Annotated in this window: 8 protein-coding genes; all 8 read right to left on the minus strand. The window is 37.9% G+C overall.

Annotated features, from left to right (window positions below):
• Window positions 1-54 precede the first annotated feature (54 nt).
• On the minus strand, window positions 55-1,752 hold the full coding sequence (locus ACFJGY_RS11055) for a ribulokinase (protein WP_379963850.1): 1,698 nt from the start codon (window positions 1,750-1,752) through the stop codon (window positions 55-57).
• Between the two features lie 316 nt (window positions 1,753-2,068).
• The gene (locus ACFJGY_RS11060; RefSeq protein WP_379963852.1) at window positions 2,069-4,042 is read right to left on the minus strand and encodes an alpha-L-arabinofuranosidase C-terminal domain-containing protein; all 1,974 of its coding nucleotides are present in this window, start codon (window positions 4,040-4,042) and stop codon (window positions 2,069-2,071) included.
• Window positions 4,043-4,177: 135 nt separating this feature from the next.
• Window positions 4,178-6,805 carry a glycoside hydrolase family 3 C-terminal domain-containing protein gene (locus ACFJGY_RS11065; RefSeq protein WP_379963854.1) on the minus strand — a complete coding sequence of 876 codons (2,628 nt, stop codon included), beginning with the start codon at window positions 6,803-6,805 and terminating at the stop codon, window positions 4,178-4,180.
• 196 nt (window positions 6,806-7,001) lie between these two features.
• Window positions 7,002-9,728, minus strand: coding sequence for a T9SS type A sorting domain-containing protein (locus ACFJGY_RS11070; RefSeq protein ID WP_379963856.1), 2,727 nt, complete (start codon window positions 9,726-9,728; stop codon window positions 7,002-7,004).
• Window positions 9,729-10,529: 801 nt separating this feature from the next.
• Window positions 10,530-13,058, minus strand: coding sequence for a glycosyl hydrolase 115 family protein (locus tag ACFJGY_RS11075; protein ID WP_379963858.1), 2,529 nt, complete (start codon window positions 13,056-13,058; stop codon window positions 10,530-10,532).
• Window positions 13,059-13,241: 183 nt separating this feature from the next.
• Complete coding sequence (locus ACFJGY_RS11080; RefSeq protein ID WP_379963860.1) at window positions 13,242-15,185, minus strand: glycoside hydrolase family 97 catalytic domain-containing protein; 1,944 nt, start codon at window positions 15,183-15,185, stop codon at window positions 13,242-13,244.
• Between the two features lie 6 nt (window positions 15,186-15,191).
• Window positions 15,192-16,559, minus strand: coding sequence for a glycoside hydrolase family 43 protein (locus ACFJGY_RS11085; protein ID WP_379963862.1), 1,368 nt, complete (start codon window positions 16,557-16,559; stop codon window positions 15,192-15,194).
• Between the two features lie 25 nt (window positions 16,560-16,584).
• Window positions 16,585-17,994: a glycoside hydrolase family 43 protein gene (locus tag ACFJGY_RS11090; protein WP_379963864.1), complete on the minus strand. Its 1,410-nt coding sequence runs from the start codon at window positions 17,992-17,994 to the stop codon at window positions 16,585-16,587.
• Between the last annotated feature and the right edge of the window lie 9 nt (window positions 17,995-18,003).

Here is an 18,003-nt window from a genome sequence, read left to right on the forward strand (position 1 = left end):
ATAAAAATTTTAGTTGTTAGTTTTTATTTTAAAATTGAATGTGATTTCTATCAACTACAAACTGTCAACGATCAACTTCTTCTTTGACTTGATATTATTTTCTGTGAAGTCTCCAAGAATCTGATATTGATTCATTAATTCTGCATACTTTTCTACGTGCTCTGCCTGCGGGAAATATTCGGCTTCGAAATCGGAACCCATTTTTTGACTTGCCTCCTGTACATTAAGATAAATTCCTACGGCAACAGCGGCGTAAATTGCTGCTCCCAAAGCCGGAGCCTGGTCGGATGATGCTACAGCAATCGGCATATTGAGGACATTTGCCAAGGTCTGCATAATGAACGGCGATTTTCTGGCTACACCGCCGATTCCGATTACTTTTTCGATTTTCACGCCTTCTTCTTCGAAACGGTCAACGATTTTTTTGGAACCGAAACAAATGGCATTTACCAACGCTTTGAAAATATGCGGCGCTTTTGTTCCGAGTGAAAGATTGCTGATAGCCGCTTTCAGTTCCTGATTGGCATCGGGAGTTCTCCTTCCGTTCACCCAATCCAGTGCGATAGGAACGGCTTCGGAAAGAGGAATTTTTTCGGCTTCCAAAGTCAGATTTCGGATGAGATTGTGTTCTATTTCTTCCTTTAATTGTTGTTTTTGATTGTCATCGATGATATTAGAAGTCATCAGAATATTTTGCGTTGGCCACATCAGAATATCTTTGTACCAAGCCAACAAATCTCCGAACGCCGACTGACCAGCCTCAAGACCAATCAATCCAGGAATAACCGAACCGTTGACCTGTCCGCAAATTCCTTTGACGGTTTTATCTCCTATAATTTCGTTGGGTGCCACCATAATATCGCAGGTTGAGGTTCCCATAATTCGGATTAGCGTGTTCTCCTCCACTTTTGCACCGACTGCTCCGGAATGCGCATCGAAAGTTCCTACGGCAATCACGGTGTTGGTTGTTAATCCTAATTTCGCAGCCCATTCTTGATTTAAATTTCCTGCAACCTCATTGGAAGTGTAGGTTTTATCGTACAATCTGTCACGAAGTTCAGCTAAAGATGCGTCCAACTGACCGAGGAAATCCTTTGACGGCAATCCGTCCCACGACTCGTGCCACATCGCTTTGTGACCCGCTGCGCAACGGCTTCTTTTAAATGTTGTCAAATCCTGATTGTCGGAAAGCAAAAACGTAATATAATCGCAATGTTCCATCCAGCTGTAAGCCGCATTTTTTACATTTTCATCAGCTCTGTTGATGTGAAGAATTTTTGCCCAAAACCATTCGGAAGAGTAGATTCCGCCTTCAAATTTGGTATAATCTTCGCCGCCCCAATTTCTCGCCAAATGGTTGATTTCCTCGGCTTCTGAAATTGAAGTATGGTCTTTCCACAATACCATCATTGCATTTGGATTTTCTTCAAATCCGGGAGTCAGAGACAACGCAATTCCTTCCTTATTTACCGGAAGCGGCGATGAACCAGTAGTATCGATACAGATGCTGACAATACTTTCAGGAGCTACTCCACTTTCTTTGACAACATCGGAAATGGTTTTTTCCAAGCCTTCGATATGGTCAAGCGGATGCTGACGGAATTGATTTTGTTCCGGCTGACAGAATTTTCCTTCTTTCCATCTTTGGTAGTAGCTTACGGATGTTGCGAGCTCGGCTCCGTTTTCTGTATCAATCAGGACTGCACGAACGGAATCTGTTCCATAATCTAATCCGATAACGTATTTCTTCATTGTTGCGATGAATTAATTTTTTATTAATTTTTATTTTGGTAGCCCCTTTACTTCGGCAGGCTCAGCACAAGCTTGGTTCAGGGTGACATCTCTAATAATTTATGTAATATGTAGCACACCTACGGCGTGCATAATGTGTGACTTAAATCTTTTCTACAAACATATCGCTCCTACGGAGCTGATTGGATACTTGCATCAATCTTAAGAATCATTACATTTCTATATAAGAGATTTAAACAAATATAAATTTTTATTTTAAATAAATGTAAATATTACACTTAATTTTTATTTTTCTTTTATTGATGATACTTAAAGGCTATTTTATCTTTAAAACAACGAAAGAACTGGCTGGGATTTGAACAGAAAATTTCCCTTTTTTAATCACAGAATTCTCTTCAAGAGGTTTTATGTTTTCTGTTTGGAAATTATTTTCGTCCGAAAGTTGTGACGCAGTTAAGGTTGTTTTGGTCAGTTTGCTTCCCAATTTGATATTTTTTGGATTGATTTCAATTGATCTTTCTTGAGAATTTGTATTGACAATTTTGATGATTGTTTCACCTTTTTTGCTGTCTAGAACTGCAGATGCAAAAAGCTGATTTTGACCTTTTACGGCATTTCCATTTTCATAAATTTTAATTAAATCGGTTCCTTTATTATTTGAAAACAATTTTTGAACGTAATAATTTGGTGTTGCGTAGGATTGTAAATTATTAAACCAAATCAAATCCGGTGTCCATTGCCAACCATCTGCGTGGGCGAAAAGCGGAGCATAAGAAGTCATCGTGACCACATCGGCATTTCTTTCAAGTCCGGTCATAAAAGCGGCTTCGGAAAGTGCAGTCTGCCAGTTGTTTTTGTTATCTGGTTTCACTACTCCAACCGATTGAGCAGCATATTCTCCGGCAAACACTTTTGGTCCCGAACGGTCGTAATCATCATATCTTCCGGCATTTTTTGTAAACCATTCGGGCGAATTGTAATAATGTTCATCCACAATCTGCGCATTGAGTTTCTTGAGTTCTTTCCAACCGTATTCAAAGAATTCTCCGTCGGGCGACGGTCCGCTTCCTGAAATGATTTTGATATCGGGATATTTGGCGTGAATAGCTTTTTCAAAAATCTTGTAACGCTCTATGTAATCTTCTCCCCACTGTTCGTTCCCAACACCGATATATTTCATATTGAATGGTTTCAGATGTCCCATTTCAGCACGAATTTTACCCCATTTTGTATTTATATCACCGTTGGCAAATTCAATTAAATCCAAAGCATCCTGAACAAAAGGATTTAATTCTTCCAAATGAACCAGTTCGGCTGTGTTGAACTGGCACGCCATTCCACAACTTAAAATCGGTAACGGCTCTGCTCCCAAATCTTCGGAAAGCTGGAAATATTCATAAAAACCTAAACCAAACGACTGGTAATAATCGGGAGTGAGACGATGTGCAAAACCTGAACTCCATTTGTTGATGAGATATTCTCTGTCGGCGAAATTTCCTAAAGTTTTTTTCCATTGATATCTTTCTGCAAGTGTTCTTCCTTCGACAATACAGCCACCGGGAAAACGTAAAAATCCAGGTTGCAAATCATATAATTTCTGAACCAAATCTTTTCGCAAACCACCTTTTCGTCCCTTCCAAGTGTCTTGCGGGAAGAGCGAAATCATATCCATATTTACCACGCCGTTTCCGGTAAAAGTGATTTGAAGTTTTGCTTTTTCAACTGTTCTTGATGGAGAAAAAACAGCCGTATATTTTTGCCATCCTTTTCCTTTGATAAGAATAGGAACTGTCGAGATTATCTTTCCGTTTTCATCAATCAGACTTGCATTGACGGCAGAAATGTTTCCGGATACATTTTCCAAGTCGAAACTAAAATCATACTTCGAGTTCTGATGAAGTCCGATTCCTCTGAAACCTTCATTCTCCAAAATATAATTCTTGTCATTATAAACAGTTACTCTTGCGTAGTTTTTATTGGTTTTGGAATTATCCGAATAAATAGTCAAAAAACCGGAATCTAAATTCGGAGAAAGTGTTTTTGTGTTTTGCTGTTTCCAGCCCGTCAACGGTTCATCAAATTCAAAACTTCGATTTTTGATGAGCTCGGCATAAATACCGGCATCTGCTGCAAAGTTGATATCCTCAAAGAAAATTCCGTACATCGTTGGCTGGATTTTGATGTTGGTAGGACTTCCGTCCAAACCTAAAGTAAACCTTGAGGTTTGCGCCGATGAAAATGCAACGCAACCTGAAAGAAGAAGGGTAAATATTTTATTTTTAGTTTTCATTGATACTATTTTTTGATTGTTCAAACATACACTTCGACTACGCTCACATAAACTTTTAAATTGAGTGGTATTTCTGTTTATTGATAAACCTTATAGGTTTTAAAAACCTATAAGGTTTCCTAAATTGAGAATAGTTTATTTGACTTTTAACTGCATACTTTTCAATCCTGCATTATCAGACGTTCCACCGTAAAAAATGGTGTAATCTCCAGGTTTTGAAACCAAATCATCGGCTTTTTCATCGTAAAATTTGAATGATTCATTGGAAATTGTGAGTTGAATATTCTTTGTTTCTTTAGATTTAATCAAAACTCTTTCAAAAGCTCTTAAAGTCTTTACAGGCGACAAAGCATCGTTATTTCTTTTCACATAAACTTGAACAACTTCTTCACCGTCTCTTTCTGAAATGTTGGTAACCGGAATCGTTATCGTGATATTTTCATTAGAACTGATGGTATTTTTATTCAATTTAGCATTCCCATAAGTAAATTTTGAATAACTCAAGCCGTGACCGAAAGCGTACAAAGGTTTTTCCGTCATATAACGGTAGGTTCTTCCCTGCATATCGTAGTTTTCAAAACCCTTATGCTTGCTGGTTTTAGAAAGTGCATTATCCAATTGCTCAAGATTTTTGTAAAAAGTAATCGGCAATCTTCCTGAAGGATTGTAGTCGCCTGCCAAAACATCTGCAACTGCAGTGCCGCTGGATTGCCCGCCGTACCAGGCATTCAGCAACGCATCATAATTTTTTTCGTCCTGCTCCAAACCAAGCGAACTTCCTGTACACAAAACGAAAACAACAGGTTTTCCGGTTTTTCTTAATTCCGCTAGTAATTCACGCTGAACTTTTGGAAGTTCTATCGAGGTTTTATCGCCACCTTTGAAACCTTCGGCGCTTACCAACATTTCTTCGCCTTCAAGATTTGGGGAAAGTCCGCCTGCGAAGATAATGACGTCTGCATCTTTTACTTTTTCCTTTACTGAAGCGAAATCTACAGGGTCTTTTTTATACACTTCAAAAGCAATACTCACATATTTACCTTTTTGGGAATGACGAAGTTCTATCTGATATTCTTTTCCTTTCTCCATTTTTACAGGAAATTCTGAAGGATGTCTTGCGTCAGGACCTTTTCTGGTGGCGATTTCTTTGCCGTCAACAAAAAGCGTGTAAATATCTGATGTTGCGGCAGAAAATATCACTTCGCCGGAATAGCTGCTCTTAAAAATACCTGATATTCTTGCCGATGTATTTTCTCTAGCAACTCCCGCAGCGAGTTGTGTCCCGCCAAAACTATTATACGTGATTGAAGTATTATTGACTGATGTATTGGCCGGTTGACCTTTGAATTCATTATTATTAAAAAATTCTACCTTCATCCCTTTTTGTCCGTTTTTCTGACTGACAAAATTTTGATAGAGCGAAGTTCTTGCCGTAGGATCTGCGACTTCACTTCCTTTTTCATAAATGATTTCAGCGTTTGGAAATTTTGCCTTGATTCCATCTAAAATCGTAACCGTTGAAGAAGGCGTTCCGTTGTAATTTCCTAATTGCATAATTTCGTCATCGGCATTGGGACCAACGACTGCGATTTTTTTAATATTTTTATTTAAAGGAAGAACATTCTTCTCATTTTTCATCAGTACGATTGACTTTTGAGCCATTTTCAAAGCCTGTTTCTTGTGTTCATCCGAATCCACCACCGAATATGGAATCTGGTTCCAATGCACGGACGATTTTGGATCAAGCATACCTAATTCAAACCAGCCTTTCAGGATTCTGCGCATTGATATATCGAGGTCTTTTTCGGTGATTAATCCGCTGGCAAGAGATTTATTAAGATTGTTATACGTATCTCCGCATTCCAAATCAGTTGAATGCTTTAATGCGTCTGATGCTGCTGTCTTTTCATCGGGATGGGTTCCGTGATATTTTTCCTGATAGAAATCTGCCAAAGCCCAACAATCGGAAACTACCATTCCGTCATACTTCCATTTACCACGGAGAATTTCAGTAAGCAAAGTATTGTTGGCGCAACACGGTTGTCCGTCGAAAGCGTTATAAGCACACATCACTTCCCTTACATTTCCTTCTAAAACCAAAGATTTGAAAGCAGGAAGATAAGTTTCATACAAATCTCTTTTGGAAACTTCTGCGTTGTAAGAATGGCGATTCCATTCCGGACCGCTGTGAACGGCAAAATGTTTGGCGCAGGCGTGGGTTTTGAAATATTTTGGGTCATTTCCTTGCAAGCCTTTTACCGCAGCAACACCGAGAACAGAAGTTAAATAAGGATCTTCTCCGTATGTTTCCTGACCTCTTCCCCATCTAGGGTCACGGAAAATATTGATATTCGGAGTCCAGAATGTCAGACCTTCGTAACGTCCGGTTTTACTGGCTTCATCAAAAGATTTATTGTATTTTGCTCTGGCTTCGTCGGAAATCATTTCAAAAGTTTTGAGATGTTCCGGAACGTCCCAGGTTGCCGCCAGACCAATAGCCTGAGGGAAAACAGTCGCTGTTCCGGCTCTTGCAACACCGTGAAGCGCTTCGTTCCACCATCCGTAAGCGGGAATTTCGAGTCTTGGAACTTCTTTGGAATTATCCATCATCATTCCGATTTTTTCATCGACCGTCAATAATCCGAGAAGATTTTCTATTCTTTGTTCGACTGGAAGATTGGGATTTTGGAAAGGATATTTGTAATTCTGTGCGGATGAAAATGCGCAAATGAAGATGAATAAGGCAAGTATAATCTTTTTCATTAGGAAATATTTAAAAATGCTTTCGGAAGACGAATTTTATTTCAGACTGAAGAAATACCAATTCTACTATAAACAAATATAACATTCTATTTTAAATAAATGTATATATCACACTTAATTATAAATTATTAAACAAAAAGTCACCGGAATGAACCGGTGACTTCCTAAAAAATAATTTGAAAAAATATGAATGAGGTTATTGTTTTATAAATTTACTCTTGATGTTTTTCCCTGATTCGGATATTTCTATAAAATATAATCCGGAAGGAAGCTTAGAAACATCAATTCTATTTTTGCCGATGTTAAGTTTTGCTTTATAAGAAACCACACTTCCTTTTGCATCTATGATAGAATAAACAGCATCAGACGACTTCCAGTCAACGAAAATTTCGTTTTTGGCTGGGTTTGGATAGATCTGTACTTTGGAACTGGAAGTATTTTCTGCAGCTAGCGTCTCGAATTCTAATGGTAACATAGAAGCTGAATAGACGTTTTCTTCAGAAATATATGCACTGAAAGAAGAAACAGTTTCACTTCCGCTCGCAATTTTATAGAACCCTGTCGTTCCACTTACCGTTTTGAGCACATACCCGCCTGTGTAAGCTTTTACTGTGCTGTAATCTGCATTGAACTGATTTGAAACAATTGCTTTTGGCGTAGAAACAGATCCTGATCCTGTGAAAGTAAAGGTTCCGTTTCCATTAATCAATACCGGCGTGTTAGCAGGAATTTTTCCATTCGGAACACTTGTACACAATACTTTAGATGATGAGGGCAGCATATTGTAAGCTTGTACGCCAATTGGGACATTAGCTTCGAACGGAAGAACGATAACAGCATAACCATTAATTGTTTTTGTGTAAGAAGCGTTGGATGCCGTGAAAGTGAGAGGCGCATTAAAATCACCGCCTTGATCCGACAATTCTAATGAGGCACAAACCGTTCCTGAAACAACGTTTGAGTTGGCAGCTTTTGAGGTTGTAAGGAAGCCTGAACCAGCGCTGACATAGAAAAGACTATTAGTATTCGCCATTTTGCTCTTCCAGTTGGCAGAAGTATTGAGGCCTGTTGTATTGGTAAAATCCAATGAGGTGTAGTATGTATTTTCATAAACATCCATCAGGTTGCTGTCGCCATCAGAATAAACGCCGGCAAATTTCATAGCTTTTTCATTCGAAATGCCAAAATAAACATCTCCGAAATTAAATGTCAGGATCGAACTGAAATTACCATTTCTGAGTCCTATAATTCCCTTGCATCCGGTTGTAAGAACAGCTCTGGAAATATCAAAAACCAAATCAAAATTGGACGATCCTGATGATGGCAAATTGACAGTTCCATAATTGTAAGACTTCACAGCTCCTGCTTTATCAACATAATAAAGCGTGGTATTGGAAGACGTTGCCAAATTGCTTGTTGTATAACTGTTTACATGGAAAACCAACTTGTTGTAACGATCATCCAGACTTATATATCCGTTAGCATCTGTCATATTGGAACTAATCAATGGTGTAGAGTTATATAAAGTCGCTGTTTTACCACTCAATTGATAGGTTGTTCCGAAAGCAGGATTTGTAACCGTCTGCGTTTCTATTTTGCTATAATTTACATCCTGTCCTGTCATATTAGAAACTTCTCTGATATTACTTTTATCAAAAACAAAAGTGATAACACTTGATGGATTCACCTGGATTGTAGGTCGAAATGTTTCAGTAAAATTCAGGTTAGAAGAACTCATATTGGTTGTTTCGTTGGTCAGAATCTTCTGCGCTGATGTCGTGTAAAATGGTAAATCCACTTTCAGACTATAGGTGCTGGCAGACGAATTAAAAACCATCAGCGTCACTTTGTCACCCGAATCATTAATATAAGCCGACCCTTGCATCGATCCCTGATCGCTCCATATCGCATCCAGTCTTTTGGAACCTGTAGTATATTTTGCAAAATGAGAAAGTATATATCCTCTTTTAGTGATTTCGCCTGCTACGGTTCCAAATTGACCGTCTCCCATCATTCCGTAATATCTTTTGGTAGCATAATGGATCCAGGCATTTCCTCCGCCTACCAACACATCATTTACACTTTTCGCAAAGTCAAACGCATCTGTACTCCAAGAGAAATTTCTTGTCCCGCCATTAGAATTCCAGTTGAGCAAAAACTCTGTCATCCAGATTTCTTTATTTGTGTTAAGGAATCCTTTGTATGTAGATCCAATCCCGCCATATTGGTGGCCTGCATAAATTTCAAATTTCGGCAATACATCAGCAGCAAGAAGTGCGCTGGCATAAGTATTTGACATCCCTACAGTTTCCGGCGCAATAATCCTACAGGAAATGACATCCGAATAATTCTTCAAAAAATTGGTGATCTGAGCAGGTGTATAAGTGCACCCTGAATAAGTAACCACATAATCCGGCTCATTCTGAAGAGATATTGCATATAACTCTACGCCATTGTCTCTCAGATAGACTACAAATTCATTAAGATAATTAGCAAAATCGGCATAATTTTCTTCCTTCAAAAAACCTTCGACACCATTGTATGTTCCTGCTTCATTACCATTGGTCTTCCATTCTGCAGGTGGAGACCACGGACTTGCAAAGATGATCAATCCTAAAGATTTTGCTTTCTGTGCGGTTGCCAGAGCTGCACTCCAGTTTGCTTTGGTGCTTGGAATATAAAGCCGCATAATGTTGTATCCAGCCTCACTGTTTGTACCCCACATTTTTTCGATTTCTGCAGGTGTCATATGGTCATATGCAAACTGCGGGCTGCATACGAAACCACCAAAACCTGTAATTTTTTGTCTTTGTGTGGTATTATCTATACGGACTTTTGGAGTTTGAGCACTTATCCGACAAGTGATTAAAACAATTGCAATGAGAGCAATTCTACTGATTAAATTAATGATAGTTTTTTTCATAACGTAAATTTTTATTTTTAATAATTTTTCTAAAATTTTAAAAAATTTTCAACCCATTTTATCTTTTCACAAAAGACAATTCGATACCTGATGCATTGTAGGAAAGCATCTGTAGGCTGATGAGAATTTTTTGGAGTGACAGTTATAGAATCAAGTTTAGTATCTCCCTAAAATTGCATAACAAATCTTTTTAGTTGCTCAGTTAAATAAAACTAGATGATAAATTTTATAGCATTCATATTAATTTTAGTATTAAATGTTATTTGATACTAATATAACAAATAATTTAATAAAACAATATATTTAAGTGTTGAATTAATAATTTTAAGACCACTTATCATAAAAATACATAATATTAAAATCTATTAAAATATGATTATGTTATCATTCTGTTAATGATTAGTTAATATTAAATTAGGTGTTTGAAAGGAAATTTAAATAGATCACACTTATATCTATCAGTCATTAGACATTGATAATTATGATAAGCGTCTTATTCACTATATTGAAAAAAAATTATAAATATTAAATAATACAGAATTTTACTATTGATTTTAATTGATAAATGGCTAAAAAAAATAATTGATAGTTCCGCAATTTGTTCCTAAGAATTAAAATTTACTAAATCAATTAATTTTTCGTTCAATAACTGGTTTTTGTTCTTAGTCAACTGGTAAAAAATCAGCTATATTTTTTAAGGAAATCAAAGGATAAATTTTATTGAAATTAAGATAAAAACCCTTTCAGAATCTAACTCTGAAAGGGCTGGTTTAAAACAAATTTCTCGCTAAAGCAACCTATCTACTTTTCTAAATACTGACTTTCGGGTGCGCCCAAATAACTTGGTTTAAGACCTCCAGTATTAATCAGAATCTTTTCCAGTACAATTCCCGGTTCTAACACTTTGAAACAGAGTGTATGCTTTCCAGGTTCTGAAATCTGATGTTTTGTGATTGATTTAATGATATGTTCCGACTGCCATCTTCCCAATTCACCTTTGTAATGACCATTGAAATTAATAGTCTGTGGTGTGCCACCGTCAAAGGAAATTTCATAACGTAATCCTTTGTTATGATTAAAATTTAAAGTCGGAGCCAGTAAAAGCTGAACCTCAAATTCTCCCTTTGACTCGAAATTAATATCATATTCTAGGTAGATATTTTCATCAGTTTTTGGATAAGCGTTTTGAGGAAATGTGGTAATTCCCGATTTTGTTTTCCCGAAATCAGGAATCACTTCCCAATGGATTCGGTCAGAATTATTCATTCTTGCAAAATTTTCCGCTTCAATGGAAACGTAACCGTTTTTCTCCTGAAATACTTTGTCTTTTGCAGCATTATCATCATAAACGTAAGTCACCTGAGGCATAATGTTTTCTTTTGAATCATTCCAACTTTTGTAACCTATTCGCATTTGATCCATCATATGTTGCCACTTTCCACCGGCAATCACATTGTTGTATTGATTGTCCAAATATGCATTTCTATCAAAATATTCTTTTACTTTATCAGCGTAATAATTTGCTTTTAAATCATATTTGGCAGCCAATTCCCTATTTTTCGCAACAGCATAATACATTTCGTACAAATTGCTGCACGCATCAATAGGATATAAGACCAGTTGATAATACGCATCCTGATATTCTGCCGGGATCTGATCTTTCAAACGTAAAGCATCTACTGCCAAAGCTCTGTAATCATTCAAAACTGTTTCAAATTCATTATAATTTTCAAGACTAAATGTTTTGCTGTCAAGTGTTTCCGGAGTTACTCTGCGGTTGTATTTGGCATAGAGATTAATCATTCTGGCAATTTCCTTTGAATGTTTTTCGCCAAATTGCTGTGCAGACCATTTTTCAGTGTATTCCAAAAGATTTTTTGAATTAAATTGTTTCGGATTCCATGCCATTTCTAAGAAAAAGCTGATTGGGAATTCCATTGGTTTCAAATCACCAACATTCACGACCCAAACTTTATCTACTTTATGCTCATAAGAAAGATTCATCTGCTCCCAAACCCGTTGTATCGGATTGATGTTAATCCACTTAGAATTCCTCGGTCCACCTACATAATCGAAGTGATAATACATTCCGTAACCGCCTTTATGCAAAGGTTTTGAAAGGTCCGGAAGTTTTCTTACATTACCCCAATTGTCATCACAAAATAATAGAATCACATCATCCGGAACTCTCATTCCTTTGTCATAATAATCCTGAACTTCTTTATACAACGCCCAAACCTGCGGCGTTTTATCCGGATTTTTACCTGTAACATTCTGTATGATTTTACGCTGGTCTTTTACAATATTTTCAAGCAAAGAAATATTAGTTCCTTCTCCCATCGCCTCATCACCATCGCCACGCATTCCGACTGTGACAAGTTTTTCCCAGTTTTTGCTTCTCACTAGTCCGGCTTTCCAAAATTCCTGCAACACCTTAGCATTTTTAGAATAATCCCAAACGTTCGGCAGGTTATTTCTTTTGATGTACCGATGCCAATCGGTCTGTGCCTGAGCCATCGGTTCGTGGTGCGAAGTTCCCATTACGATTCCCATTTCATTTGCTAAAGGTCCGCTCAACGCATCATCATCGTAAAAAGCTTTTCCCCACATCGCAGGCCAAAGGTAATTGGCTTTGGAGCGAAGAAGCAGTTCAAAAACCTTTTCGTAAAATTTTGAATTGATTCCTCCGAAAGTTGCTCTTGCCCAACCGCCAAGCGAAGGCTCTTCATCATTCAGAAAAATTCCTCGGTATTCTACAGCAGGTTCTCCATCGGTATAAATTCCTTTTTTGAAATACAAATTCTCTTTCTTTTCTACCGGAACATCTGCCCAATAATGCCAGGGCGAAACACCAATCTGCTGAGAAACTTCATAAATCCCGTAAATCGTTCCACGTTTGTCGCTTCCTGCAATCACAATCGCTTCGGAAACGCCGGGAAAAGGATTGCTGATATTTTGGATGATGTATTTTTCACGTTTTCCGATTAAAGATTTTCCATCAATCTTTTTTTGTTTAATTAAATCATCAATCACAGAATTTGTTCCGACAGTTCCGATGATGATTAAAGGAGCATTCATTCCTGAAATCTGATTCAAAATCGTTGGTTGCTCACCTGTGACTTTCTGGAAATCTGTTTGGAGATTTTTGACAGCTCTTAATATTCCTGCATCAATATTATTGTTTGTAAATAATGAAATTTTGACTGATTTATCTTTCAGTAGAATAGCATCATCGCTTTTTTTCGTTGTGATAAATGGTTCTGTTGCCTGTACATTTAAACAAGCACCAAACAATAAAACAATGAGAAATAGTATTGGTAATCTGTTCATAATCTATATTTTAATTTGATTGGATAGAAACCTTATAGGTTTTAAAAACCTATAAGGTTTAGTTTAATACTTATCGGTTGCGAATCATACGCAGCCCGACTTGAGCGGAAATCCTTTTTGTTTTTCTCAAAAACAAAAAGATTGGGAGTGGAAGGTGGATTAGCTGCCCAAATTATTCCTGCACTAATTCTTCAATACAAATCCGCCATTCGGCTGAATTTCAATTTCAAACTCTCCTTTTTTATTGATGGAAATTGATTTTGTAAAGGTTTTTTCGGTTTTATCATCATTGATGAGTTCAATATTTTTGTCTACCAACATTGGAAGATTAAGTTTAAGTTTTTTTGAAGTTTTTTCAGCATTCACGCCTACTACATACCATTTGTCCTGATGTCTTCTTGCAATGACCGAATATTTTCCGGGATAGCCATCGATGAAAACCGTTTCGTCCCAAAGTGTGGGCACTTCTTTCATAAAATCAAGCTGAAATTTTGGAGCATCGGTCAGATTATTGGGCATTACCGCAAACATCTGAACAGGATTCTGAAAAAGAACAGCTGTGGCTAACTGAAATCCGTCTGTGGTATGTCTTTTATTTTTGTCTTTATTGGATTTAGTTAAAAATTTATTGAGAAAAGTTCCGCCAAATTCCATACTTCCAACCGTATTTCTGATGAAAGGATGTAAGGTTGCGAAGAACGCTTCCTGCTTACGGACATCCTCTGAAAAATAAAGCATTTCCGAGGCTAAAACAGCTTCACTTCCTGCATAATTCGGGTACATTACTTCCCAGCCTCTCGGCAAAGTGGCTCCGTGGAAAATAATGGTCAAACCAAAATCATTGGCATCCGACAAAATATCTTCATACAGACGCATTGTTTCCTGTTTGTCTCCGCCAAAAAAATCGACTTTCAGACCTTTTACACCGATTTCTTTCAGCCACTTCATCTCTTTTTTACGTTCTACAGAAGTACTCATCTTGTTTCTCGGTCCCATCGGTGCATCATTGGCAGCTCCATTGGAGTTGTACCAAAGCATAACATCCACATTCTTGGATTTTGCGTATTGAACGAGTTCTTTCATTCTTTCTTTGCCAATATTTTTATCCCAAAGCGCATCCATTAAAATGAATTCATAACCAAGTTTTGATGCCAAATCAATAAACAGACTTTGGTCATCATAATTCATACTGTTATCCTGCCATAGAATCCAGCTCCAGGTAGATTTCCCGAACTGATATTTTTGTAAAGGCTCATAAAGCGGTTCTACCACATCAAAAGGAATCGTCGTTTCCACAATTGGTTTCAAGGAATCACCAATCGTAATGGTTCTCCACGGTGTTTTTCCCGGCAGGGAAAGTGCTGCTCCCGAACTTCCGAAACCATTGTTTTCAGACATATTCGGATAAGCAACCCGGTAAATATTTTTATCTGAAGTGGTGTCAAGATGAGAAGCACAATACAAACTACTAACGCCGGTTTCTGAAAGTAAAATCCAGCCCTCATTTCCGATATGAAAAAGCCCTGGGAAAACATAACCATAATCGGCTTTTGTTCCTAATTCTGCATCGGCTTTATACCCACTTTCGTAGCTTGGTGCTGTGCGTGCGAAACAGGTCATCGGCTTCATCATTGGTGAGAGAAATGTCGTGGTCTGTGAAGGAAATCGATATCCTGTTACTTCCGATTGCACAACAACGCTGAGACGGTCTTTCATTGGCGGAATGTCGTATCGAAAAGCAATATTATTGTTACTTACCTGAAATTCAATCCCAATATTGAATTGGTCTGCATTGATAAAATTGGTAGTCAGTGTATTGGCTTTGTATTCAACTTCCAATTTTTTGATTTTCTCGTTGCTGTATTTTTTGGAAACGAAATCCTTTTTACTATCGATGAATTTTAAATTCTTAGAAAAATCCGATTCATTGGTGATTAAACCCAACGGAGATTTTTCAAGCATCGTTTTCCCCTCAAAAGTCACGGAATATAATGCTTTTCCCTCTTGTGAGAATACATTCAGCTTCAGCTTTCCGTCCGGACTGGAAACTTCGGCAACTTGTGCTTTAACTTCAGATACAAAACAGAAGCTTATTAATGATAGAAATATAAGTGTAAATTTTTTCATTCTGATTTATTTTGAAAACGTCCAATAATCAAAGAACATAATATCTTTTTCCGCTTTGCCATTGAACACGAAATACAGATTATGAACGCCTTTAATCGAATTAGATAAATTGATTTTAACCGTTTCAAAGCGGTCATCTCCTCCAGTCATCGGGACTTTTATAGTTCCTGCAATCGGTCCGTCTAAACTGTCCAAATGAACATCCATTGTAACTCCGCCGTTATGCGTGGTTCCTACTCTTGCAGAAAAATTTGTTGCACCATCTTTTCCAAAATCAACATTTTTTACGCTTGTGTAGGCTCCGTTTTTCTTTGCTTTAATGAAAACTCCCGCAACTTTATTTTGATAAGATTTTACATTTTCCGACCAGGAAATCATTTCAGCCTGATTGAATGCGTAAGGATTAACGGTTGCAATAGCTTTCATAATACCATTGGTCATTTTGAAAGGTGAAATAGAGCCATCTTTATTAAATTCTAATTCCTGAACGCTTACTGAACGTGTGAATCCACTTCCGCCCGGCAATGCACCATTGTGATAAAAAAAGTAGGTTTTCCCTCTGAAATCAACCACGCCGGGATGATTAGTAAAAGATTTTCCTTCTGCAGGCATTATAATTCCGCCGTATTTCCACGGACCTTGCGGACTTTTGCTGGTGGAATAGCCGATAAATTCAGGTAATGCACCGCCCGGCCAGAAAAGATAATAGAGATTTTTCCGTTTGTACAACCACGGACCTTCTTCGTATTTTGTTGGTCTTTCAGGATTGCCTTCCCGCTTTCCAAAAGATTCTTCTGTCATCGGAACTTCAACAATATCGCCAGAATAGGAAATCATATCCTCGTTCAGCTTTACATATTTAAGCTTCGGATTCCCCCAATAGAGATGTGCCTGACCATCATCATCAATGAAAACCGTCGGGTCAATGTCTCCCCATTCACTCTGAACAAGTGGTTTTCCAAGCGGATCGTGAAATGGACCGAACGGACTGTCGGCAACTGCGACTCCAATTGCACCCTTGTTATTGGTTTTGGAAATCATCGGAACGTACATAAAGAATTTTCCGTTTCTTTCGATGCATTGTGCTGCCCAAGCATCACGCTTTGCCCAATCGAAATCGTTGTAGGAAAGTATTACGCCGTGATCTGTCCAGTTGACCATATCGTTAGTGGAAAATAGTTTCCAATTGTTCATCGTAAACCACGTAGAATCGTCTTCGTCGTGACTGGTGTAAACATACAAACGGTCATTGAACACCATCGGAGCAGGATCAGCTGTAAATGCAGTCTGAATTATGGGATTCTGTGCGGATAAAACTCCTACACATCCTATAAACAGAGCACTTAATGCAGATTTTATTTTATTATTTTTCATTTTTTAACTCAATTAACATTCAACATTATTTTTTCTGAAAGCTCCAGTAATCGAAATTAAAAAGCTCGCGACCCGCTGTGATATTTTTTCCCTGAAACACAAAATATACATCGTGAACGCCTGAAACGGATTCAGAAATCTTCGCATTTAGTGTTTTCCAAACATCCCAGCCTCCTGTTCTAGGCACTTCAATTTGTGCTAATTTTGTTCCCGTTACACTGTCCAAACGGACTTCCAGAATTCCTCCATCAAGTCCGGCAGCTATTGAAGCTGAAAACGCAGAAACTCCCTGAGTTCCGAAATCTACGGCTCGAACTTTAATAAATCCGTTTACTCGGGTTTCAGTTACATACACTCCTATTTTTTTATTTTCGGCGGTTTTGCATTTTTCTGACCAAGCCATCATTTCTGCTTCATTTCTTTTATAAGGATTTACCGTTGCTAAGGGATTTACACCTTCTTTAGTCATTGTGATTTTCGGAATGCTACCGTCCGGATTATATTTGAATTCTTCAATCGCTGTTGATCTTCCATAACTTCCCGCACCCGGTAACAATCCTGTATGATAGAACAGATAAGATTTTCCTTTAAAATCAATAATTCCACCGTGATTGGTAAAACTGTTAGTAGGCTGATCGGTCATTATTTTGCCCTTATATTTCCACGGTCCTATCGGTGACTGACTGGTCGCATAGGACAGACATTCTGTACGTCCGGTCATTCCTGCGTACATCATATAATATTGTTTGTTTCGTTTATAAAACCAAGGTCCTTCCACAAAAACATCCTCAAATTTCTCTTGCTTTTGCAAAACCTCATCACTTTTTCCCGGACGTCTGAGTCCGCCAAAAGATTCCACCGACTGCGGAATTTCACTAATTTTCCCTTCATACGAAACCATATCTTTATTAAGCTTCACATAGAAAAGATGACCGTTTCCCCAATAGAGATAAGCCTGCCCATCTTCATCTATGAAAACCGTAGGGTCTATATTATCCCAGCTTCCTGTTGTAATCAGCGGTTTTCCAAGAGCATCCTTGAATGGTCCAATCGGACTATCCGAAACAGCAACTCCGATTGCCATATCATTATTTACCGTTTGAGCACAGATGTACCAGTAAAATTTGCCGTCTTTTTGTACACATTGCGCCGCCCAAGCCCTATCACGAGCCCAACTGAAAGATTCCAATGAAATAGGAACGCCGTGGTCTGTCCAGTTCACCATATCTTCGGATGAATGTACTCTCCATTTTGTCATATAATAAAAATCATATCCCGGAATGTCGTCTCCTGTGTAAATGTACATTTTATCTTTATAAACCATTGGTGCCGGATCTGGTGAAAAATGAGTCTGGATCACCGGATTCTGGGCAAAAATAGTCGTACTTAAACTGCACAAAGCCAGACCGGTTATTATTATTTTTACTTTTTTCATAGTTAGATT

Origin of the sequence: Epilithonimonas sp. UC225_85 (genome assembly GCF_042695135.1) — a bacterium.
GTDB lineage: Bacteria > Bacteroidota > Bacteroidia > Flavobacteriales > Weeksellaceae > Epilithonimonas.